17 protein-coding genes are annotated in these 22,520 nt (G+C 73.1%); 6 read left to right on the plus strand and 11 right to left on the minus strand.

The genetic code is table 11. The features are described 5' to 3' along the window. Positions 1–151: 151 nt before the first annotated feature. From VF746_02960 to VF746_02980, 5 genes are all read right to left on the minus strand, one after another. Positions 152–361, minus strand: a complete 210-nt coding sequence (locus VF746_02960) for a hypothetical protein (GenBank protein HEX8691378.1) — start codon at positions 359–361, stop codon at positions 152–154. 47 nt (positions 362–408) lie between these two features. Continuing rightward, positions 409–918: a hypothetical protein gene (locus VF746_02965; GenBank protein ID HEX8691379.1), complete on the minus strand. Its 510-nt coding sequence runs from the start codon at positions 916–918 to the stop codon at positions 409–411. After that, positions 885–1,874 carry a hypothetical protein gene (locus tag VF746_02970; protein HEX8691380.1) on the minus strand — a complete coding sequence of 330 codons (990 nt, stop codon included), beginning with the start codon at positions 1,872–1,874 and terminating at the stop codon, positions 885–887. Before VF746_02970 ends, VF746_02965 begins: the two co-directional genes overlap by 34 nt. 209 nt (positions 1,875–2,083) lie before the next feature. Next, on the minus strand, positions 2,084–5,311 hold the full coding sequence (locus VF746_02975) for an efflux RND transporter permease subunit (protein ID HEX8691381.1): 3,228 nt from the start codon (positions 5,309–5,311) through the stop codon (positions 2,084–2,086). A gap of 212 nt (positions 5,312–5,523) precedes the next feature. Continuing rightward, positions 5,524–6,705, minus strand: coding sequence for an efflux RND transporter periplasmic adaptor subunit (locus tag VF746_02980; protein ID HEX8691382.1), 1,182 nt, complete (start codon positions 6,703–6,705; stop codon positions 5,524–5,526). Positions 6,706–7,137: 432 nt separating this feature from the next. Between VF746_02980 and VF746_02985 the strand changes: the two genes are divergently transcribed. The 5 genes from VF746_02985 (at position 7,138) to VF746_03005 (ending at position 13,817) form a co-directional block, all read left to right on the plus strand. Further along, complete coding sequence (locus VF746_02985; GenBank protein ID HEX8691383.1) at positions 7,138–7,872, plus strand: hypothetical protein; 735 nt, start codon at positions 7,138–7,140, stop codon at positions 7,870–7,872. Beyond that, positions 7,869–8,975, plus strand: coding sequence for a hypothetical protein (locus VF746_02990; GenBank protein HEX8691384.1), 1,107 nt, complete (start codon positions 7,869–7,871; stop codon positions 8,973–8,975). Before VF746_02985 ends, VF746_02990 begins: the two co-directional genes overlap by 4 nt. Positions 8,976–9,164: 189 nt before the next feature. After that, a complete protein-coding gene (locus VF746_02995) occupies positions 9,165–11,249 on the plus strand; it encodes a carbon starvation CstA family protein (GenBank protein HEX8691385.1) in 2,085 nt (694 codons plus the stop codon). 1 nt (position 11,250) lies between these two features. Beyond that, positions 11,251–11,922 carry a hypothetical protein gene (locus VF746_03000; GenBank protein ID HEX8691386.1) on the plus strand — a complete coding sequence of 224 codons (672 nt, stop codon included), beginning with the start codon at positions 11,251–11,253 and terminating at the stop codon, positions 11,920–11,922. 95 nt (positions 11,923–12,017) lie between these two features. Then, entirely contained in the window at positions 12,018–13,817 is a 1,800-nt protein-coding gene (locus VF746_03005) for a VanW family protein (GenBank protein ID HEX8691387.1), read from the plus strand. Positions 13,818–13,890: 73 nt separating this feature from the next. Here VF746_03005 and VF746_03010 read toward each other — a convergent pair whose 3' ends face one another. Continuing rightward, on the minus strand, positions 13,891–15,354 hold the full coding sequence (locus tag VF746_03010) for a 6-phosphofructokinase (GenBank protein HEX8691388.1): 1,464 nt from the start codon (positions 15,352–15,354) through the stop codon (positions 13,891–13,893). A 231-nt stretch (positions 15,355–15,585) separates the two neighbouring features. Here VF746_03010 and VF746_03015 point away from each other — a divergent pair, with 231 nt between their 5' ends. Next, the gene (locus tag VF746_03015) at positions 15,586–16,041 is read left to right on the plus strand and encodes a glycosyltransferase (protein ID HEX8691389.1); all 456 of its coding nucleotides are present in this window, start codon (positions 15,586–15,588) and stop codon (positions 16,039–16,041) included. Between the two features lie 114 nt (positions 16,042–16,155). On the opposite strand, the gene VF746_03020 is transcribed toward VF746_03015, so the two are convergent. The 5 genes from VF746_03020 to VF746_03040 form a co-directional block, all read right to left on the minus strand. Continuing rightward, positions 16,156–16,887, minus strand: a complete 732-nt coding sequence (locus VF746_03020) for a hypothetical protein (protein ID HEX8691390.1) — start codon at positions 16,885–16,887, stop codon at positions 16,156–16,158. A gap of 627 nt (positions 16,888–17,514) precedes the next feature. Then, on the minus strand, positions 17,515–19,266 hold the full coding sequence (locus VF746_03025; GenBank protein ID HEX8691391.1) for a hypothetical protein: 1,752 nt from the start codon (positions 19,264–19,266) through the stop codon (positions 17,515–17,517). A gap of 581 nt (positions 19,267–19,847) precedes the next feature. Continuing rightward, positions 19,848–20,885 (minus strand): hypothetical protein, encoded by a 1,038-nt coding sequence (locus tag VF746_03030; GenBank protein ID HEX8691392.1) that lies wholly within the window; start codon positions 20,883–20,885, stop codon positions 19,848–19,850. Beyond that, complete coding sequence (locus VF746_03035; GenBank protein HEX8691393.1) at positions 20,882–21,427, minus strand: hypothetical protein; 546 nt, start codon at positions 21,425–21,427, stop codon at positions 20,882–20,884. Before VF746_03035 ends, VF746_03030 begins: the two co-directional genes overlap by 4 nt. Next, a partial coding sequence (locus VF746_03040; protein HEX8691394.1) for a hypothetical protein occupies positions 21,424–22,520 on the minus strand: 1,097 nt, incomplete at its 5' end. The genes VF746_03040 and VF746_03035, both read right to left, overlap by 4 nt.

A 22,520-nucleotide genomic window follows, 5' to 3' on the forward strand; every position in this document is an offset into this window, starting at 1 on the left:
GCCCACCCCGTAAGATGCTCTCCTTGCAGCCGCATAGCAATCTTTTCGTGCGCCAAATGGCGGGGGCGGTGAACGAGCCAGGCTCGCCGCTCCCGCGCCCCCGCCCTGAGACCGAAGGAGGGAACGGAAGGCCTCTCCTTACGGATTCGGCTCAGCCCTGCGGAGCCGGCTTCAGGATGATCTGGCAGCAGTAGGGTCCCTGGATGCAGTCGCCGGTGCAGATGTCGTTCAGGATGAGCCTGTAGTACTGCAGGTACTTCTCTTCCGCGTGCAGCGCGCCCGGGTTCCCGGGCAGCCGGTCCGCCGTGGGCGCGAGGAGCGTGAGGGTCAGCGCGGCGAGCACGATTCTGGATCGCTTCATGATGGTCTCCAGCGTTGAATGGAATGGAATCAGGCCTCCGTCCCCGCTCACGTTCGCAGCAGCCTGTCCAGCACGTCCCCGACCGTCTCGCCGGGAGCCTCTCCGGCCAGCCGCGCGTTCGCCGAGTAGCTCCACACCTTCGCGACCCGCCCGCGCCTCACCAGCACGAGCGCCGGGACCGGGGTGCGGCGGAACTGCTCGCGGTAGGTGTCCCGGTCCATCTGCAGCAGCGAGGCATCGAGGCGCTCCCGGCGGATCACCCCTTCGATCAGCCCGTCGCTGTCTCCGACCACCACGACCGTCAGCTGCATCCGCGCTCCCAGGCGGGACTTGAGCGCACGCAGCTCTCTCGCCGGGGCGGCGCACGCCAGGCCGTCCTCCACTCCGATCAGCCACACCAGCTGGGTCTCAGCGCGGGGAAGCGCGCCCGGCGCGGGCTCGCCCGCCCTCAACGCGCCGGCCTCGCCGCCGCGGTGGCACCCGCACGCGGGGAGCAGCGCCGCCGCGGCGACGGCGAAGCGGATCAGGACCCGGCGCGGAAGCGCGCGATTCTCCATCGGCTGGGCACCTCGGAGCGGGGATCGACGAAGAACAGGGAGTCTCCCCGCACGGCGACCAGGCGGGGAGTCCGGTCCATCTCGAACAGGCGGCGCCCGTCGGCGGACATGCGCAGGAGCCCCCACTCGTTCTCGGCGCCGCGGACGCGCGCGTACTGGAGCAGCCACGAGCCGTCCGGGAGCCGGAACACGTCGGAGACCCGGATGATCTTCTCCATCCACCGGATCTGGCGCCTCCGGTCCGTCCGGGCCGCGGCGGGCGGCGTGGTGACCACGGGGAAGCCGGCGAACGGGATGCGCACGCGCGACCGGGGGCTCCCCCCCGTGCCGAAGACGTACAGGGTGTCGACCAGCCCGAACACGGCCGCGACGGTGTCGCCCGCCAGGGCGAACGCCGCCCACCCGAGGGTCGGGGCGAGCTCGCGGACGACGCTCCCGCCGGGCGTGGGGAAGAAGCTCCGCTCCGCCCGCCCGGAGCGCAGGTTCCACACGTGCAGGAGCGGAGACGCCGGAGCGCTCGGCGCGTGCGCGGCAAGCAGCACGGTGGAGTCGGAGAGCTGGGCCGCCCCGTAGACCGGGAAGAGGGGGGTCTGGGACGTGCCGAGGACCGCGGCGCCGTCGCCGTCGAAGATGGTGAGCCGCCCCTCCGCCGCGTCCGCCACCAGCACGGCTCCGGAGGCCATCCGCAGCACGGCCACGGGCGACTGGAACTCGCCCGGTCCCCTTCCGCTGTGCCCGAAGGTGCGGAGGAGCCTTCCCCGGGGGTCGTAGCTGCGCGCCTGCCCCTCCTTCGCGTCCGCGACGAGGAAGCCTCCCGCGGGATCGACCGCCACGATCGGCGCGACGTTGATCACGCCGGCGCTCTCTTCGAGCGCGACCGAGCCCATGGAGTCGAACGCCGCGGCGAACGCGGGATTGACCGCTCCGGAGCCGTCACGCTCGCTTGCGGGCTCCATATCGCGGCCGCGGCAACCGGCGCCGAGCAGCAGGAGTACGAGGGCGGCCGCGGTGCGAGGAAGGCGATGTGGCAACAGGCACTCCAGATCGAATGACGCTGCACCACCAAAGGTCGGCGGGGGTGTCAATAAATTGCGTGTTCGGTGCGCAATAAGTCAAGCTAAATCTGTCCGCTTGCGGTGAGGGGCAGCCATGAGGGTACTCCCGATCAGTCCCCCGCCACCAGCCCCGGCGCGGCGGCTCCCTCGGGCTTCGCCGCGGCCGCGCGATCACGGGCGGGGCGGCCGAGGACGGCGCGGATCCGCTCCTCCAGCTCCTCCAGCAGGTCGTAGGCGACCGGGATCACCACCAGGGTGAGCGCCGTGGCCGAGAGCAGCCCGCCGAAGACGGCGATGGCGAGCGGCGCCTGCAGCTCGGCGCCGGGGCCGATCCCCAGCGCCATCGGGAGCAGGCCCAGCATCGCGGTGATCGTGTTCATCACGATCGGGCGCAGCCGCGCGTGGCCGGCGGCGCGGATCGCCTCGTGGCGGCTCATCCCCTGGCGGCGCATCTGGTTGATGAAGTCGACCTTCACCACCGCGTCGTTGTCCACGATCCCCACCAGGATCACCATCCCGATCAGGCTCATGGTGTTGATCCCCGCCCCCGCCACCCAGAGCGCCACCGTGGCGCCCACCGCCGCCAGCGGCACCGCCAGCAGGATGATGAAGGGGTGCAGCAGCGACTCGAACTCGGCGGCCAGGAGCATGTAGACCAGGAGCAGCGCCAGGCCGAAGGCGAGCGCCAGGTCGCGGAAGCCTTTGCGCATCTCCTCGTTCTCGCCGCCGATCTCGGCGCGCAGGCCGTGCGGCGCGGGGACGGGGGCGAGCGCCGCCCGCACGTCCGCCACCGCGTCGTCCACGCCCCCGCGCGCCACGTCGGCGTGCACGACGACCACCCGCCCCTGGTCCACCCGGCGGATCTCGGCGGGGCCCGAGGCCTCGCGCACCCGCACCAGCTCGCGCAGCGGCACCCCGTCCACCAGCAGCGTCTCCAGCGTGGCCGCCGAGCGCCGGTCGGCCTCGGGGAGGCGCACCACCACGGGCACCCGGCGGTCGAAGTCCACCAGCCGGGTGGCCTCCTTCCCGCGCATGTACGCCTCCACCGTCTCGGCCACCCGGCGCGGGTCGATCCCGTAGGCGGCGGCGCGCTCGCGGTCGATCTCCACCCGGATCTCGGGCTGCCCCAGCTCGGTCCCCACCCGCACGTTGGCGACCGACGGCACCGCCGCGAGCCGCCGCTCTACCCGGGCGGCGTAGGCGAGCGCCGCGTCCAGGTCCTCGCCCCGGATGCGCACCGCCAGGTCGCTCTCGCCGCCGCCCAGCAGCTTCCCCAGTGCCGTGGCCTGCCCGGTCTCCACCGCCACCGTCCCGGCCGGGTAGCCGGCCAGCGCCGGGCGCAGCCGCTCCAGCGCCCCGGCCGTGGAGCGGCCCTCCTTCAGCCGCACCTCCAGCAGCGCCGTGTGCAGCCCGCTCTCGCGGTCGTCCATCCCCGCCACCGCCACCTGCTGGCCGATGCGCGAGAAGACCGCCTCCACGGCCGGGTCGGCGCGCACGGCCCGCTCCAGCCGGGCGGCCTCCCCGGTGGTGCGCTCCAGCGGGGTGCCGCGCGGCAGCTCCAGGCGCAGGCGGAAGGCGCCCTGGTCCACCTCGGGCAGTACGCTCCGCTCCAGCGAGAGGCCGACGGCCACCCCGACGCCCAGCAGGACGAAAGCGGCCGCGATCACCCGCCCGCGGCGGCGCATCCCCGCCTCCAGCAGCCGCTCGTACCAGCCGGTGAAGCGCGCGAAGCCGCGGTCGAAGGCGTCCAGCGGCCGGGAGACGGCCCGTCCCAGCGATCCCCGTGCCTTCGGCGCATCAGTCGCGGCCGACGGGGCCCGGTCCCACCGCGCCGCCATCGTCGGCAGCAGGGTGATGGCGACGGCGATGGAGGCCAGGAGACTGAACGCCACGCTCATGGCCAGCGCGCCCAGCAGCTCGCCGGCCACGCCCTCGACGTAGACGATGGGGCCGAAGACGGCGATGGTGGTCAGCGTCGAGGCGGTGATGGCGCGCTGCACCTCCTCGGCGCCGAGCGCGGCGGCCAGGGCGGCGCGCGCGCCCAGCTCGCGGTGCCGGAAGATGTTCTCCAGCACCACGATGGAGTTGTCCATCAGGAGCCCCACCCCCAGCGCCATCCCGCCCAGGCTCATGATGTTGAGCGTGACGCCCGCGGCCTGCAGCAGCGCGAAGGTGGCGACCAGGGAGATCGGGATCGCCAGCGCCACGGCGACGGGGTAGCGCACCTCGCGCAGGAAGAGGAAGAGCACCAGGAAGGCCAGGATGCCGCCCAGGACCACCTCCTGGACCACGTTGGCCAGCGCGTCGGCGATGAAGCCGGCCTGGCTCATGGCCACCTCGAGCTGCACCCCCGGGTACTCGCGGCGCAGCTGGGCCAGCACCCGCTCCACCTCGCGGGCCACGCGCACGGTGTTGGCGTCGGCGTTCTTGAACACCAGGAGCCCCACCGACTCGCGCCCGTTGTAGCGCGCCACCGACTCGCGCTCGCGGAAGCCGTCGTCGATGGCGGCCACGTCGCGCAGCAGGACCTCGGCGGGGAGCGCCGGGGCCGCGCCGGATCCCGGTGCGGACCCTGGGTTCGCCGCCGACGCGGCGGCGCCCGCGCGCACCGGCACCTCGCCCACGTCGGCCACCCCCTGCAGCTCGCCGAGGGTACGCAGGGAGTAGCGGTAGCGGCCGCGGCGGATGGTGCCGCCCGGGGCGCTGGCGTTGGCGCGGTCGAGCGCGGCCGCCACGTCGTCGATGGTGAGCCCGAGCGCCTCCAGCCGGCGCGGGTCCACGTCCACGTGCACCTCGCGCTCCACCCCGCCCGTCACCGCCGCCTGCGCCACCCCGTCGATCTGCTCCAGCCGCCGCTTGAAGACCGCCTCGGAGAGCTCCTTGAGCTGCGGCAGGTCGCGCGGGCCCGCCACCGCCAGCGCCATGATCGGCTCGCTGCGGGGGTCGGTGCGCAGCACCACGGGGCGGGTGGCGAGCTCGGGGAGCTGGTCGCGGATGTTGTCGAGCTTCTCGCGCGTGTTGAGCGCGGCGAAGTCCATGTCGGTGCCCCACGCGAAGCGGGCCGTCACCAGCGAGTACCCCTCGCGGGTGACGCTCTCCACCCGCTGCACGCCGGGGACGGTGGAGACCGCCTGCTCCACCGGCTCGGTGACGAAGCGCTCCACCTCGGGCGGGGCGGCGCTGGGGTTCTCGGTGTAGACGACCAGCCGCGGGTAGGCGACGTCGGGGAGGAGGTCGATGGGGAGGCGCAGGAAGGAGAGCACCCCCAGGAAGACCACGCCCAGGAAGAACATGGCGACCGCGACGGGCCGCGCGATGGCGATGCGGGGAAGGGACATCTAACCGCGAGGGGACAGGGAACAGGAGACAGGGGACAGCCAGCCCGGAGACGGGTGGCGTCCGCCTTCGCCGCGCGTCCGGGGCTGCGGGAGGAAGCACGGGGCTCCGCGAGGCGCGCCGCGGAGCCCCGCCGCCCGCGCGGGCGCCCGCCCCGGCGCCGTACCCGCGGGCCGTCCCCTGTTCCCTGTCCCCCGTTCCCTGGGGTTCATCGTCACTGCGGCCGTCCCCCCGCGTCCTTCACGTCGTCCACCAGGCGGACGCGCGCGTCGTGGATGAGCGTGAGGTGGCCGGCGGTGAGCACCCGCTCGCCGGGGCGCACGCTGTCGGTGTCCTCGCTGGGGAGGATCTCCACCAGGGAGTCGTTCTGCCGCCCCGGGGTCACGTAGCGCCACTTGGCGAGCCCCCGGTCGCCCTCGCCCTCGAAGACGAAGAGCATGGGGCGGCCGTCGCGCTCCAGCAGCGCCGAGCGGGGGACCAGCACGCGGTCGGCGAAGCGCTGCGCCTCGAGCGAGACGCGGGCGTACATCCCGGGGAGGATGCGCCCGCCGGGGTTGGGGATGGTGACGGTGACGCGCGCCGTGCGGGTGCCGCTCTCCACCACCGGGTTGATGGTCTGCACGGTGCCGGTGAAGGCCTCGGGGAAGGCGGCGAAGCGCACCTGGGCGCGCCGGCCGGGCGCCAGGAGCCCCACCTCGCTCTCCAGCACCTGCACCTCAACCTTGATCGGGTCGAGCGCCACGACGGTCATCAGCTCGTCGCCGGCGCGCACCCACTGGCCGGGGACCACCTTGAGCGAGGCCACCCGCCCGGAGAACGGCGCGCCCACACGGGTGCGGGAGAGGTCGAGGCGCGCCTTGCGCAGCCGCACCTCGGCCGCGTCCAGCCCGCTCTTGGAGCGCGCGAACGCCTCGCGGTCGCGCCGCACCCGCTCGTCGGGGATCTCCTCGTTGAGCAGCGTCCCCTCGCGGTAGAGGGCCTGCGCCTGCCGCACCGCGGCCTCGGCCTCCTCCACCGCCAGCCCGTACTCGGCGGCGTCGAGCGCCATCACGAGCTGCCCGCTCCCCACCGCCTGGTTCTCGCGCACGGGGAGGCTGGCGATGCGGCCGGTGACCTGCGCCACCACCACCGCCTTCTTCCACCCCTCGGCCTGCCCCGCGGCGGAGACGGCCAGCACCAGGGTGTCGCGCACGGCGGCCGCGCCTTCGACGGGGATCGCCACGTCGGTGGAGAAGCCCTCGGAGGCCGAGGTGGCCGGGCGCGGGCCCTTCGACTCGCCGCCGGCGCCGTCCGCGTCCGACCCGGTGCGGATACGCGCGTAGATGCCGGCGGCCGCGGCGAGGACCAGCGCCAGCGCGGCGGCGGCGATGACGAGGGTGCGGCGGGAGGGCTGCATGGGTCCGAGACGCGCTCCTGGGAGACCTGCGGGAAACAGCCGAGCCGGACGGGCGAGGGAGAACGAAACTTAGTCCAACGCAACGGCTTCGACAAGTTGGGCGCCAAATGTCCGGCCCGCCCGTCCCGCCGAAAGCCGCGGGGTGCACCGTCGCGGTCTGGTGTGACGCCGGGCCGCGGCGGAGCGTTGCCCGCAGGGCGGCCGGGCGGGGCTTCGCTGCCGCATTCTGTCCCTTGCGCGCCGCAGAGCCGCAGCGGCGGAAGGCGAGGCCCCCTCGCGCGCCGGGACACGTAACAGATTGCGAGACAGGCCGATCCGTGTTCCCGCGCGGGCCGGCCGCCCCCGAAAGAGCCGGCGGAACGGCGCCTGCTCCAGCCATGGCCGCGGGCAGGCTGCACTCCTTTTCATTTCATTTCATTTCTGGAGGTGTTCATGTCCCTTCCCCTTTCCTCCCGGCGCGCCCTGCTCCGCGGCGCGCTGGCCGCGCTCGGGCTCCTGGCCGCCTGCGCGGGGCGAGTCGCCGGCCCCGGAGAGCCGTCCCGCCCGCCGCCGGACGGCACGGCCCCTCCCGGACAGGTGCGCCCCCTCGACCCGCTGACCGCGGCCGAGCGCACGGCCGCCGTGCGCCTGGTCACCGAAGACCAGCGCTTCCGGCAGATCGTGGCCGGCCGCGCGTTCGACGTGCCCTACGTGGAGCTGCTCGCGGTCAAGCCGATCAGGACGGGTGCCGAGGACCCGCTGCGGCCCGCCGCCGTGGGTCGCGTGGCCGAGGTACTGGCGAGCGTCTACGAGCGCCGCTTCGTGGGCGTGCGCGCGCTGGTGGACCTGGAGCGGGGCCGGGTGATGGAGGTCACCTCGTTCACCCCGGAGGAGGAGCGGGAGCCGCGCGAGGCCGGTGCGCCGCGCTTCTCGGTGCCGTTCTCGGACGCCGAGCAGGCGCTCGCCCGCGACCTGGCGCTGCGCGACACCCAGGTGCGCGGGCTGCTGCGGGGCGACCCCGCGGACTGGGTGGTCGAGGGGCTGCCGATCAGCACGCGCATCCCCGGGGTCTGCCCCTCGGGGCGCTGCCTGGACCTGATCTTCCGCCGCGGCGACACCTACCTCACCAGCCGTGTGGTGGTGGACATCCCCAACCGTACCGTCCTCGTCCGGAGGGCCCGCCCATGAGAGCGCCGACCATCTGCCGCGCCGCGGGCGCGGCCGTCCTGCTGGCCCTGGGCTCGGCCCGCGCCGCCGCGGCCCAGCCCTGCTCCACCCCGTACCTGGTGCAGCACACCTTCACCGGCGGGGGGAAGCAAACCGAGTGGATGCTCTGCTGGCAGACCCCCACCTCGTGGGGACTGGTCATCACGGCCGCGTTCTTCCGCCCCGCCCCCACCCGGCCGTGGATCCGGGTGTTCTGGGATGCGCGCGTCTCCGAGATCTTCGTCCCGTACCACAACGGGGTTCGCTTCTACGACCTCACCGACTACATCAAGGGCCCCGAGACCCTGGGCGCCGGCGACTGCCCCGCGGCGGCCGGAGGCACCCTCCTGGCGGGGGTGGTCTGCAAGGAGGTGCACGACCGGGGGATCGCCTGGAAGAGCCACACCGCCGTCCGCCGCGGCCAGGAGCTGGTGCTCTGGGGCTCGTTCAAGGCCGTCAACTACCGCTACCTCATCCGCTGGACCTTCCGCGACGACGGGGTGGTGCTGGGGGAGATGGCCGCCACGGGGTCCAATCTCCCCTGGAACTGGCCGGTGTCGCACACGCACGACGCCATGTGGCGGCTGGACATCGACCTGAACGGGTGGGCGGGCGACAACGTGCACCGCACCGTGCACGCCGAGGTGGGGACGGGCGCCAGCGACACGGCGGTGCCGGTGGCCTCCGAGCAGCCGCTGGACTGGAGCGCCACCGAGTTCACGCACCTGCACGTCTTCGACGGCGGCCTGAAGAACGGGCGGGGGAGTGTCACAGGCTACATGCTGATGCCCGTGCGCACGGGGAGCTCGCGGCACGACGAGGCGTGGACCGGGCACGATGCCTGGGTGACGCGGTACGACCCGTCGGAGATGCGGCCCCGGTTCCTCCCCCACTACGTCGCCCCCGCGCAGTCGACGGCGTCCACCGACGTGGTGGTGTGGTACTGGGGCCCCCTGCACCACATGTACCGCGACGAGGACGGCAACGCGGACGGCGGGGAGTTCGAGGGGGTGGCGCAGACGATGTGGACCGGCTTCATCCTGAAGCCGCAGAACCTGTTCGACGGCCCGCCGTTCTACCCGTGAGGGCGCGCGCCGCGCCGCGGCCGCGCTAAGGCCCGCCTCCCGTACGCCGGGGGCGGGCCCTTTCGTTCGGCCTCGCCGGATGCTCCCCGGCTTCCCGAACCCGACCGGAGTCCGTAACTTCCCTGGCATCCCGCCAGGCCGCCGTTCCAGCGTCACGATCCCGATCCGGCTACCACCCGAAGCCCGCCCATGCCCAAGCCGTTGCCGAAGCCGCTCCAGCACGTGGTCTGGGCCGCCGTCGCCGTCCTCGGGGCGGTGGCGCTCGGCCTGATCGCCCTGCACCGCGGCGAGACGATCAACGCCGCCTGGCTGGTGATCGCCGCCGTGTGCACCTACGCGGTCGCCTACCGCTTCTATGCGAAGTTCCTCGCCCGGCGCGTGCTGGAGCTCGACGACCGCCGCGCCACCCCGGCCGAGCGGCTCGACAACCACGTCGACTTCGTGCCGACCCACCGGTACGTGCTCTTCGGCCACCACTTCGCGGCCATCGCCGGGGCCGGCCCGCTCGTCGGACCGGTCCTCGCCGCGCAGTTCGGCTACCTGCCGGGGACGCTCTGGCTGATCATCGGCGTGGTGCTGGCGGGGGCGGTGCAGGACTTCGTGATTCTCTTCGCCTCGATGCGGCGCGACGGCAAGAGCCTGGGGCAGATGGCGCGCGAGGAGATCAACCACGTGGCCGGCTTCACCGCCATGGTGGCCGTGCTCGCCATCATGGGGATCCTGCTGGCGGTGCTCGCGCTCATCGTGGTGAACGCGCTCCGCCACTCGCCCTGGGGCCTCTTCACCATCGCCTGCACCATCCCGATCGCGCTGCTGATGGGCGCGTGGATGCACCGGATCCGGCCCGGGAAGGTGGGCGAGGCGTCGGCGATCGGCGTGGTGCTCGTGCTGATCGCGACGGTGGCGGGGCGCTGGGTGGCCGAGTCGCCGGCGCTGGCGGGCCTGTTCACGGTGGAGGGGACCACGCTGGTGTGGCTGATGATGGCCTACGGCTTCGTGGCCTCGGTGCTCCCGGTGTGGGTGCTCCTCTGCCCGCGCGACTACCTGTCGACGTTCCTGAAGATCGGCACCATCGTGCTGCTGGCCGCGGCGATCCTGGTGGCGCTGCCGGAGATCCGCATGCCGGCGCTCACGCGCTTCGTGGACGGCACCGGGCCGGTGTTCGCGGGCAAGCTCTTCCCCTTCGCCTTCATCACGGTGGCGTGCGGCGCCATCAGCGGCTTCCACGCGCTGGTGGCCTCGGGGACCACGCCCAAGATGCTCACCCGCGAGAGCGACGCGCGGATGGTGGGCTACGGCGGGATGCTGATGGAGAGCTTCGTGGGGGTGATGGCGATGGTGGCGGCCGGCATCCTGGACCCCGGCGTCTACTTCGCCATCAACGCGCCGGCCGGGGTGGTGGGCCCCACGCTCGACCAGGCGGTCCGCACCATCGCCACCTGGGGCTTCGTGGTCTCGCCCGAGCAGATGCAGGCGCTGGCCGCCTCGGTGGGCGAGCAGACGCTCCTGGCGCGCACGGGCGGGGCGCCGTCGCTGGCGGTGGGGATGTCGCAGATCTTCTCGGGGGTCTTCGGCGGGAGCGCGCTGGCGGCGGTGTGGTACCACTTCGCCATCATGTTCGAGGCGCTCTTCATCCTGACCACGATCGACACGGGCACGCGCGTCGGCCGCTTCATGCTGCAGGAGATCCTGGGGCACGTCTGGAAGCCGCTGGGGCGCACCAGCTGGTACCCGTCGATCGTGGCCTCCAGCGCGCTGATCGTGGCGTTCTGGGGGTACTTCCTCTACCAGGGCGTGGTGGACCCGCTGGGCGGGATCAACTCGCTCTGGCCGCTCTTCGGCATCTCCAACCAGCTGCTGGCGGCCGTCGCCCTCTGCGTGGGGACGACGGTGATCATCAAGATGGGGAAGGCGCGCTTCGCCTGGGTGACGCTGCTGCCGCTCGTCTGGCTGGGCGCGGTGACCTTCACGGCCGGGTGGCAGAAGGTGTTCTCGCCCGAGCCCAGGCTGGGCTTCCTGGCCCACGCGCGGATGATCGAGGAGCGCCTCGCCGCGGGCGCGCTCCCCGCGGGGGCGAAGACGATCGCCGACGCGCAGCGGATGCTCTTCAACGACCGGCTGGACGCGGGCGTGGCGCTCGTCTTCATGGCGGTGGTGGTGCTGGTGCTGGCCGTCTCGGTCCGCGAGTGGGTGATGATCCTCTCGCGCCGCAAGCCGGCGGTGATGCGCGAGGCGCCCTTCGTCCCCAGCGCGCTGGGGATCGCGGGGGACTGACGTGCACCCCGCCGCTCCTCCGGGAAGGGAGGCGCCGGCCGCGGGCGTCGTCCGGGTGTGGCGCTGGGGGCGCTTCCGCTATCAGGTGGCGACCCCCGGGATGGGGAGGGCCGTGGTGCCCGCCGGGCGCTGCTGCGCGTGCGGCCGCCCGCCCGGCCCCGGCGTGTACTGGACGGGGGGGAAGCTGCACCTCCCCTTCATGCAGCCCCGGGGGACGCGGCTGCCGGAGTACGACTTCCCGCTCTGCGACGACTGCGCCCGCGCCAAGTCGCTGCGCGACGTCTTCCTCTGGGGCGGCGCGGCGCTCGCGTTCCTGGCCGTGCTGGCGCTCGGCGCCGCGGCGTGGCGGAGCGGCCCGCCGTCCGGGTGGCTGCGGCCGCTGCTCCAGCTCGTCGTGCTCGCGACGGGCGTGGGCTTCGTCGTGGGATGGCTGGCGGCGCGGCTGGTGGGGCTCGTGTACCCGCGCGTGCGCCGGGGGAACCGCGTCGCGGGCGCGGTGGACTACGCGTTCGAATCGTACCGGGCCGGGTACCGCCCCCAGGACTACCGCTGCTTCTTCCGCTTCACCAGCGAGGCGTACGCGCGCGACTTCGCCGCGGCGAACGGCGCCCGCGGCCGCGCGGGTGAAGCGGCGGTGCCGGCACCGGATCCCGGCGTCGTGAGCCGCTCCTGAAAATCCCACGGTCCCGAATCTTCTCGCGGCGCCGGGCCGTATCCTCCGGCCGTCCGATCGCAGCCCGTCCCCTCCGACCGCCGCAGAACCTTTCGATGGAAGCCCCGGCCCTCCCGCTTTCTCCCGCTTCCCGCGGCCCCGCCCTCCCCCGCGCGTCCGCGGCCCCGCACTCGCGCGCGGGCGCGCTCGCCTTCCGCGCGAAGGCGGCGCTCTTCCAGCTCCGCCGGGCGGCGGGCGACCTGCGGGCGGGGCCCAGGCGCCATCCGCGCTCCGCCGCCCTGGAGGACGCGCCCGTGCTGGCCGAGTCGGTGGCCCCGCTCTGGACGGAGGACGACGCGGCGGAGCTGCCGCTGGTGGCGGGGAAGGTGCACAACCTCCGCCTGGCGCTGCGCCGGCTCGACGGCGTGGAGGTGCCGGCGGGCGCGGTGTTCGGCTTCTGGGCGCAGGTGGGCCGGGCCACGCGGCTGCGGGGCTTCGTGGCGGGGCGCGAGCTGCGCGAGGGGTGCCTGGTCCCCTCGGTGGGCGGCGGGCTCTGCCAGCTCTCGGGCGCGCTGTACGACGCCGCGCTCCAGGCCGGGTGCGAGATCGTGGAGCGGCACGCGCACAGCCGCGCGGTCCCCGGCTCGTGGGCGGAGCTCGGGCGCGACGCCACCGTCTTCTGGAACTACGTGGACCTGCGCTTCCGCGCGCCGCACCCCTTCCGCGTGGAGGCGCGCATGGACGCGGGCACGCTCACGGTGCGCCTGCGCGGCCCGCGCCCCGCCGGGCGGGCGGCCCCGGCCGGGGCGCCCGGGCGGGCGCGCGCGCTGCGGGTGCTGGGCGCGGGGCCGCGCAGCTGCGCCAGTTGCGGCGAGGACGGGTGCTTCCGCCACCTGGAGGCGCCGCCGGAGCCGGTGGGGCGCGCGGCGCACCTGGTGGACGAGTGGTGGCCGGAGCTCGACGGCTGGCTGGCGGACGTGCGCCGCCCGGGCGACGTGCTGGGGGTCCCGCTCGACGGGCGGCGGCTGGGGAAGCCGGCGTACGCCTGGACGACGGACGGCGCCGCGCGCGTGCGGCAGGGCTGGCGGGTGGCGCTCGCGCGCGCATGGCGGTCGCGGCGGCTGGCGGCGCAGGGGGCGGCGCGGCAGCGCGCGCTCCTGGCCGCGGCGGCGGCGCTGGCGGAGAGCTACGCGCCGCTCCTGCGCCACGACGTGACGCACGTGGTGGCGGCGCAGGGTCTCCTCCCCTTCCTGTGGCGCGCCGGGCACCTGGGCGGGCGCACCTTCGACGTGCTGATGACGGCGCCGCCGCTGGGCGAGCTGCACGCCCGGCTGGACGCGGCGGCCCGGCTGCACCCCGGGAGCCCCACCCTGGCCGACTTCCGCGCCGACGCTGCCCTGGTGCGCGACGAGGCCGAGGCGCTGGCCCACGCGCGGCGGATCGTCACGCCGCACCGCGACGTCGCCGCGCTCTTCCCCGGCCGGGCCGAGGTGCTGGAGTGGGCGCGCCCGGCCGCCTTCGCGCCCCGGCCGAACCCGGGCCCGCGCCCGCGGATCGTCTTCCCCGGCCCCACGGCGGGGCGCAAAGGGGCATACGAGCTGCGCTCGGCGCTGGCCGGTGTGGACGCGGAGCTGGTGGCGATGGGGTCGCGGCTGGAGGGGCCCGGCTTCTGGGACGGCGTGCGCCTGGCCGCGCCGGAGGGGCACTGGCTCGACGGGGCGGACCTGGTGGTGCTCCCCGCGTTCGTGGAGAACCGGCCGCGCCGGCTGCTCGAGGCGCTCGCGGGCGGCGTCCCCGTGGTCGCCACGCCTGCCTGCGGCCTGGGCCCGGCGGAGGGGCTCACCCTCGTCCCCGCCGGCAACGCCGACGCCCTCCGCGACGCGATCGCGGCCGTGCTCGCCGCGCGCGGCGTGTGAGGCTAGGGTGTATTCGGAAGAAAGATCTGCGAGTTTCTATCGCAGACCAGCATTTTCAACTCCCACGCTGTCCTCACCGCTTGGCTTGGCGCCTGTTTTTCCCATCGTCTTCTACGTCAAGAGGCCTGGTACGCTCGGCAGGTGAGAGCGGCTGTCCTGTGCTGCTCACCACCTGCTTCCAGAACATCCCTGGGATTGGGATTTTCTTCTTTCCCTCTCCCACCAGGCTCAGCGGGACGAGGACGAACTCGGCCAGCCACTGCGAGATCATGAAGTCGGTGTAGCCGCCCAAGGCGTTGTCGACGGCCAGCGCACCCAGCCGCTCGCAATAGATCTGGTCGTGTGCATTGGCTGGCACGGCCCGGATGTGGTGGCGCGGCTGGTTCGTGAACACCTCGATCTCCTTGTCCCGCGCGTCGTGCACGCGCTTCTTCAGCTCATCCCTGAGGTAATCGCAGAAGTCCGCCTTCTTCACCTCCCTGTCCTTGAGCTTGGCCTTCTTGCCTTCGAGCACGGCTCCCGCCCCTTCCGCCATGACCACCACCGCATGAGGCGTGTGGTCCCTCTCCTGCACCCTTTCTTCTACGTGGCGGATCACGTCGTCCAGGTACTGCCTCGCTTGGTCGACGCTGAGGGCGTCGAACACCTCGGGAATCAGCACTAGGTCGACGTGCCCGCTCGCTAGCGCCGCGTTCGCCGCCACGAATCCGGCCTCGGCGCCGAACAACTCAATCACGCAGATCCGCCGGGTCGACTCGGCCTCGCTACGCAGGATGTTGATGACGCGGGTTGCCCGTTCTACCGCTGTGTTGAAGCCGAACGACTGCCAAACCCACAGCAGGTCGTTATCCATCGTCTTGGGGATGCCGACGATGCTGCGGGTGGGGTTTGCCAGCGCGAGTTCGTGGGCGACCTTCAGCGAGCCGTCACCGCCTATGACGTACAGGATGTTGATCTTGTGCCGGGTGAGATTCCCGGTGATGTCGCGTACCAGCAGTTCGAGTTCGTTGTCGTCCTTCTGTCCCCCTCGGACGTTACCCAGCTTCGAACCTCCGTCGTAAAGCCATTCCTCGGTCATCTTGGGTGTGAGCGGGACCTTGTTGTCGGTCAGGTTGCGGAGCCCTTCGAAGCTGTTGTAGACGCCGAGTACCTTTCCTTTGTTGTCGTAGAGGTCGTGGCGCTTGACGATGCTGTGCACTACCCGGTGCAGCCCCGGCGCCAGCCCTCCGGTGGTCACGATGGCCACGTTCACCTTGTGGGGGTCGTGGTGCAGGTCCTCACGTGGGCCAGCCTCCAAGAAAGAAGGCACCTCAAGCCCGGCCGCCTGGAATTGCTTCAGTAGCCAGTTGTCCGCGATTACCGCCTTCCTATGTTCATGCGTGCGAAATAGTCCCAAAATGTCCTGGCCTAGGTGGTTCTTGTGCGGTTGAGGATCCAATTGCTTGACCGCTGTGTCAAAATTGCGACCCTCGGCTACATGTTGCAGCAGGATCTCACGTTCGCTGGTCATCCGTCTAAGGTCGGGAATTCTGGCCATGGCAGTTCTCCACTTATGTAGTGCGAAGGGGCGGTCCGTGCCGCCTCCAACTCGTCATTTCTCCGGTAATTTGCCGCCGGGAGCGGGGAAACGTCAGGAATCATTGTTGCGCCGACGACAGCTGAAAATTGATCTGAAGGCCGTCGTCGCCGCCAGTATACGTGGCGCTCTCTCCGCCAGCAATGACGATGTGTGCCCGACGATGCGACCTGCTCGCGTGCTCCAGCAGAGATGCTGTTGGGCCTTTCTACAACGGCGGCGCTCCCACGGCGAACGGTTGGGCGTACCGCGCCCAAGTGTTTTTGCGTCTGCCTAAACGGGGCATATCTTCTCCCTTCCATCGCTCACCCGCACCCCGCTGACGTACGAGCTGCGCTCGGCGCTGGCCGGTGTGGACGCGGAGCTGGTGGCGATGGGGTCGCGGCTGGAGGGGCCCGGCTTCTGGGACGGCGTGCGCCTGGCCGCGCCGGAGGGGCACTGGCTCGACGGGGCGACCTGGTGGTGCTCCCCGCGTTCGTGGAGAACCGGCCGCGCCAGCTGCTCGAGGCGCTCGCGGGCGGCGTCCCCGTGGTCGCCACGCCTGCCTGCGGCCTGGGCCCGGCGGAGGGGCTCACCCTCGTTCCCGCCGGCGACGCCGCCGCCCTCCGCGAGGCGGTCGAGGGCGTGCTGGCCGCGCGCGCCGGATGACCGTGTTGCCGACGCAGGCGCCTGCTCCTGCCGTTCAACGATTGATGGAAGCGACCGGGACCGCTCACGGCGTGGGGGCCGAAGAGCGATTCTGGTCTGGGTGGCCGATTCGCGTCAGGCCGGCCGTCGCGCCTCGATCGGCTTCGCGGTCATCATTCCGCGCAGATTCTGTTTCAGACGGACTCGCCACATCCAGAAAAGCAGCACCACGAGCGGGCTGACGGCCAGGACGACGAGCAGCGGGACGATGCGGATCGGCTCGGGAATGAACTTCATCTGGCCAAGGAGGAACGAGCCGGACGCGATGAACAGCCCGAAGGACATCCGCCAGAGATGGCGCGCCAGCCGTCGCGTTCCCTGAATGCCGCCGGCCCGGATCATCCTGAGATCGCCGATGGCGGCGAGCAGGATGACCGTGGCCATGAAGAACATCATCCCGGCAGGCACACCATCGATCTGGTTTCCCGGCCTGCCGAGCGCGGTGAATGCGCGAGTGTATTCCCCCGCGGCGAGTGTGAATGCCAGCACCATGAGGGCCATGCCCACCCGCCGGCCTGCTCCAGGCAGCGGCTTGACGGCGGTGTAGGCGGTGAACACGAGGTAGACGATGAGCACTCCGCCACCGATGGACTTGCCCTCGTATGCGGAGATGATCGCTACCGCAATCGCAGTGGCGATCATCGCGTACACGAAGACCAGGCCGCTGCGGCGATGCCACGTCCCTCCTTTGCGAACCGCGATGGCCATGAATCCCGCCGCGAGGGCCACCAGCCCCGTCGCGAGGTGAAACGCGAGGACCAGAAAGAGCAGCCCGGTCGACGTCGCGAGTGTCACACGCTCGCTCACAGCTCCTCCTCCGCGAAGGCTCGTGTTCAGAACCGGCCACGTATGGGTTTCCCATACGAAACGCTGGAGCATTGGTTTCAGACTCATCGCCGCACGCCGCGAGCTCCCCGGATGAGCCGCCCGCGGCGGGCACCGAGCGCCGTGAGTTCGGCCAGCTCGTTGCGGTGCACGAGGCGGGAGAAGCTGCTGCACGTAGTCAGGAAGGGCGCAGTTCAGGAGGCTCGGGGGTCGGCACTGGCAGGAAAACGCCCGTGCTGGCACGGAGTCAACGGAGTCAACCGGGACAGCGGGATCCGGTGTTCCCCGTCGACTCCGTGTGATCCCGTTTCTTGAGATCAACTGCGCATTGTCGTTCCGAGGGAGCCATGCCCCAGAGCCGCGGAGTGACGGAAGGACAGGCGGCCGAGGAATCTGCCCAGCGCGGCTGGGTGTCTGAATCCCGGTCGGGGTCTTCCCGCCGGATGCCAAATCCTGATCCTACAGACCTCGAGCGGGGTCAAGTAGATTCCTCGTCGTTCCTCCTCGGAATGACACCAATCGTGGAAATCGGTATGAGGCCTTTCCCTCCTCTCGAAGCCCGGAAAACCACCCGGGCGCCATACCGGCTATCGTTCCAGGCACCGGCGATCACCGCCCCTGCCGGATCAGCTCGAGCACGGTGTCCAGCACCGGGTCGCGGTTGGCGCGGTAGTCGTCGGCGGTGAGCGCCACGGGGACGTCCGGGGCGATCCAGCGCCGCGCGTCGCGCGGGGAGGTGAGGCTCCACTCCACCGTGGAGAGGTAGAGGGGAAGGCCGCTGTAGGGGAGCACCAGGACCGCCGGGTCGCCGTGCTGGCGGGGCTGGGCGCCGGTGGGCTCGCCCACGAACACCGCGTTGGTCAGGCGGTCCAGCTCCACCACGAAGTTCATGGCCGCCGAGCCGGTGTTCCTCCCCACCAGCACGAAGAGCCGCGCTCCCTCGCGCGCGTCGTGGGCGATCAGGGTGCGCAGCAGCTCGGGATAAAGGTAGGTGTTGCCGCCGGTGTTGCGCCGCACGTCCACCACCACGCCGCGCGTGCCGGGGTGCTCGGCCAGCCACCGCCGCAGCCGCAGCCCGAACTCGGCGAGGTTCTCCCTCCCCTCCTGCGGGAAGGTGCGGCTGAAGTTCACGTACACGGCCGAGTCCGCCGCCAGCGGCTCGAACCAGTACCACTCGCCCGGGCGGCTCATGGACAGCGGCGGCGGAGTGGGGGCGCCCGGCGGGGGAAGGAGGGTGCGCGCGACGGGGGCCTCCGACGACGCCACCTCCACCTCGCGCGCCCGGCCGGCGGCGTCCTCCACCCCGAGCCGCACGCGGCCGGGCTCGCGCGCGATCCCCAGCGCGTGCAGCACGTGCGGCGTGCGCAGCACCTCCGGGGCGTTCAGGCGAAAGGACTCGCCCTCGTCGGACTGCACCAGGGGCTCGATCGCGCGCAGCACCCGCTCCACCGGGACGCCGTCCACCGCCACCACGCGCGCGCCCACCAGCGCCCGGTGCGCGCTGTCGGCGTTCACCACCAGCACGCCCTCGGGGAAGAGGTGGAAGACCAGGGGCAGGCCGCCCGTGCGCCCCAGCCGCGCGGGGAGGTCGCCCCGGAAGCCGACGCCGGTGTGGCCGCGGCCCAGCAGGGAGACGAGCTTCTGCAGCTCCACCGCCACCTGCGCGTCGGTGAGCGCGCCGACGCGCTCCTTCACCCGCGCGGCGGCGCGCAGGATCGAGTCCGGGAGCGGCCGGCCGCCGGCGTACTCGGGGCGGAAGCGGCGGATGGAGGCCAGGAGGTAGTCCACGTCCGCCCTCCACCCGCTCTCGCGCGGGGCGGTGGAGTCGGCGGGGGGCGGCATGAGCGCCTGGAAGCGCGGGTGCCCCCGGAGCGCGTGGAAGGCGCTGTCCTGCAGCAGCTCGCCCACCCACTCCAGGCGGTGGACCAGCACCGCGCGCTCCAGCCAGGCGAGCGCGCTGTCGGGCTGGCCCGAGCGCGCGTACGACTCGGCGGCGAGCGCGGCGTTGGTGGTGGGATACGGCGACACCCCCAGCGCGTCCGCCCGGGCGAAGGCGGGGGCGGCGCCGCGGAAGTCGCCCGCGCGGTAGCGGGCCGTGCCAAGGCGCCGCCAGGTCTCGCCGTCCCAGGGATACGCCGCGGTGAGCCGCGCGTACGCCTCGGCCGCCAGCTCCCACTCCTCGCGCTCCAGGCGCTCCCCCGCCTCGCGCGCGAGCGCCGCGTACTGCAGCGGCGTGATCCCGCGCGGCCCCGGCACCAGCGCCGTTCCCAGCGACTGGGCGCCGAGCGCGCCCCCCGCGGGCCCGGTAGATAGGAGGACGGCGAGCGTGGAGAGCACGAGCAGGGGGAGGCGGCGTCGCATCGGGGTTCGTCCGGTCGCGGGGGAAACAGGTGTCTCGGCACCGCGATGTGACGTGGGACGGAGCGCCAGGGTTGGTCGCGTCCGGTCGCACTTTGGGATCGGCGGCGCCCGCCCTCCTCCACGTCGGCACCGTGGCGGCGCCGGGAGCCGGCGGCGGAAGGACGCCCCGGCTGCTCTTTCGACCTGCCCTGCAGTGAGCGCGAGGGACTGAACCGGGCATCGCGCGGGTTCGACCCGGAGGACGCCGCTCGCGGGCAACTCCCTCCCGAACCTTCCCGCGGAGATTTTTATGGGCGGTGGACTGCGCGCTCGAGCCGTACCGGGCGGGACGCCGCCCCCGGGACGACCGCTGCTTCTTCCGCTTCTCCAGCGAGGCGTACGCGCGCGACTTCGCCGCGGCCCGACGGCGGCGGCGGGAGGGCCGGAGACGCGGAGGAGGACCGGTGACTGCCGGTCCTCCTCCGTTCATATGGATTCCGGTGAAGCCCTTTCTCACCCGGACAGCAGAGAAACACCCTCTGCCGACTCTGCGTGAGGCCTGCCGTTTTCCCGGTTCGGTATCAGCCGGGGAACGGCCTCGTTCAGGTGGGTGGCAGGCGGACCGAGAGCAGGGCGGCGCTGGAGGGCACGCTGAGGTAGAGCCGGCCGCGCGCCTCGTCCACGGCCAGGTCGCGCGCGCCGAAAACGCCGGGGAGGATGTACCGCCGCGCCAGCTTCCCGCCCCCTTCCAGCACCAGCACCACGGACGGCTCCTCCTCGGGCGTGTTCACCAGGAGCCACAGTTCCTCCCCCACCGCCGCCGCGTCGGCGAAGTAGGCCAGGGGGTAGAACGAGTACGGGCTCTTCTCCGCCCGGTTGAGGGAGAAGAAGCGCTCGCGGATCGCGCGCACCTCCGGCGTGCGCACCGGCCGCGACCACACCTCGCGTCCCCCGGCGTCGTAGCGCCGCACCGCCCCCTCGGCCGCCAGCACCAGCCACGCCCCACCCCCCTCGCCGAACACCGGGATCGCCGCGTTGCGCAGGACGGCGGGGATCCGGCCTCGGCGGACGTCGGCCTTCATGGCGGTGAAGTTCAGGATCCGCACTGGCGGGGCCAACAGCGCCCCCAGCGTCCCGCGCGGCTCTCCTGCGGCGTCCAGGCGCACGGCCAGCCCGGCCGCCGAGAGGCCGGAGGTGGCCACGGCCGCCTCGCCGCGCGCCCCGAACGCCAGCGCCCCCGGCGAGCGCGGCGGGAGGGGGAAGCTGCGCACGGGGGCGCCGTCCGCGGCCAGTACCAGCGCGCGCCCGTTCCCCCGGTCGTCCACGCGGATCGAGTCGCCGTCCACGCGCAGCGCGAGCGGCCCCTCCATTTCGCCCGGGCCCCCGCCCCGCCGCCCCAGCACGGTCGGGCGGGCTCCGTCCTCCAGCCGCACGATTCGCCCCAGGGCGTTGTCGAGCACGTACACGCGCCCGCTCCCGTCCACCGCCAGGTCCACGGGCACTCCCAGGAGCTCGCTCTCGGGCGCGACCACGGTGTCGGCCTCCGCGAGCACGGCGGGCGCCGCGGCGGGCTCGCCGCGGCAGGCGGCCGCCAGCGCGGCGGCGAGCGCCGCCCGCGCGGCGCGGCGGGCGCGCCTCACGGCACCAGCCGGGCGCGCACCCGGCCCAGGTCCAGGCGCTGCCCGCGCACCTCGGTCCGCGAGGGCCAGGTCTCGATCACCCTCCCCTGGCGGTCCACCAGCACCTTCATGGGCCGGTTGAAGCGCTCGGGGCGTGGATTCCGCACGTGCCTCTCCAGCCGCGCGGGGTCCAGGTACAGCGGGTAGGTGATCTGCGACGCCACGGCGAAGGCGCGCGCCTCGGCGGCGTCCATCCCGTAGGCCACCCCCACCAGGTTCAGGCGCCCGCGCGGCACGGCGCGGTAGAGCTCCTCCAGCACGGCCATGTCGTACAGCGACCCGGCGCAGTCGGTGGCCGAGAAGAAGACGAACAGGGTGTGCGGCGCCTCGGGCCACACGCACGCCCCCTCGCCCAGGCAGACCGAGCGGGCGGGGTCGGCCGCCACCAGGCGGAGCGCCCCGTCCAGCTCCTCGCGCGCGGGAGTGCGGGCCAGCGCGAAGCTCGCCGAGAACACCACCAGCGCCAGGGCCGCTCCCGCGGCGAGCTCCCGTTTCCGGATCATACGCCCTCGCCGGGTTGAGGGGAGCGGCGCCGGGCCGCCGCCGCGCGGCCCGGCGCCGGCTCCCTGTAGCGCCAGCGCGTGACCTCCACCTCTTCGGGGTTCCCCATCGACACCAGCACCAGCTCCTCGCCGCGGCCGCAGAGCGGGCGGCTGTCGTGGCGCAGGCCGGTGTCCACCCGCGACCCGTCGGGGCCGTAGACCTCCAGGCGGTACACCATCCGCCCCCCGCGCCACGTCCCGAAGCCGGCGAAGACGAAGCGCCCGCCCCGGTGCAGGAACCGCAAGGGATCCATGCTGCGCCTCCATGTCTCCGTGCGCTCGAAGTCGAAGGTCGCGTCGGTGAGCGCCGCGGGGCGCCGGTACCCGTCGTAGGTGGCCTCGAAGCGCTGCAGCACCTCGCCGCGGGTGCTCATCCGCAGGATGGTGGGGGCGCCGGGCTGGGCCGCCAGGAACGTCTCTCCCCCGGCGGGCGCCAGGAGCACCGGGGGCGCCAGGCGCACCTTGCTGCGGGCCATCGCCGGCTCCATGTCCAGGAACGCCGCCCGGTGCCGCCCCTGGGAGTCGTGCACGGAAACCAGCGTCGTCCGCTCCGCGTCTTCGGCCCGCACTCCCCCGGCGACCACCGTCCCGCCGTCGGTGAGGGCGATGGCGAAGGTCGCCTGCCCCGCGTTCAGCGTCGCGAAGCCGAGCAGGCGTCCGTCGGGAGCGTACCGGCGCACCTGGTGCCGGGCGCCGTCCAGCACGTGGAGCACGCCCTCGCGCTCGTCCCAGAACAGCGCCGTGGCGAAGCGGGGGGCTTCCGCCGGCGCGGCCGGCAGCGCCCGCAGGCGCGCGCCGCCGGCCGGCCAGACGTAGACCCGGTCGGACTCGTCGCCCAGGTAGAGGTCGCCCGACGAGGTGAGGGCGCAGGCGGTGGGCCGGCGGGCCAGGCCGCCGGCCGGGCGCGCGGCGCCCCTGGCGACGGGCACGCGCAGCGAGGCCATCCGGACGAAGCGGGCGGCGAACTCCGGCGAGGCACGGTCGGCGTACCGGGGAGCGGACGCGGCGCGCTTCTCCTGCTCGGCGTTGAAGCGCATCGCGGTGGAAACGGCTT

This window comes from Longimicrobium sp. (genome assembly GCA_036389795.1).
Lineage (GTDB): Bacteria > Gemmatimonadota > Gemmatimonadetes > Longimicrobiales > Longimicrobiaceae > Longimicrobium.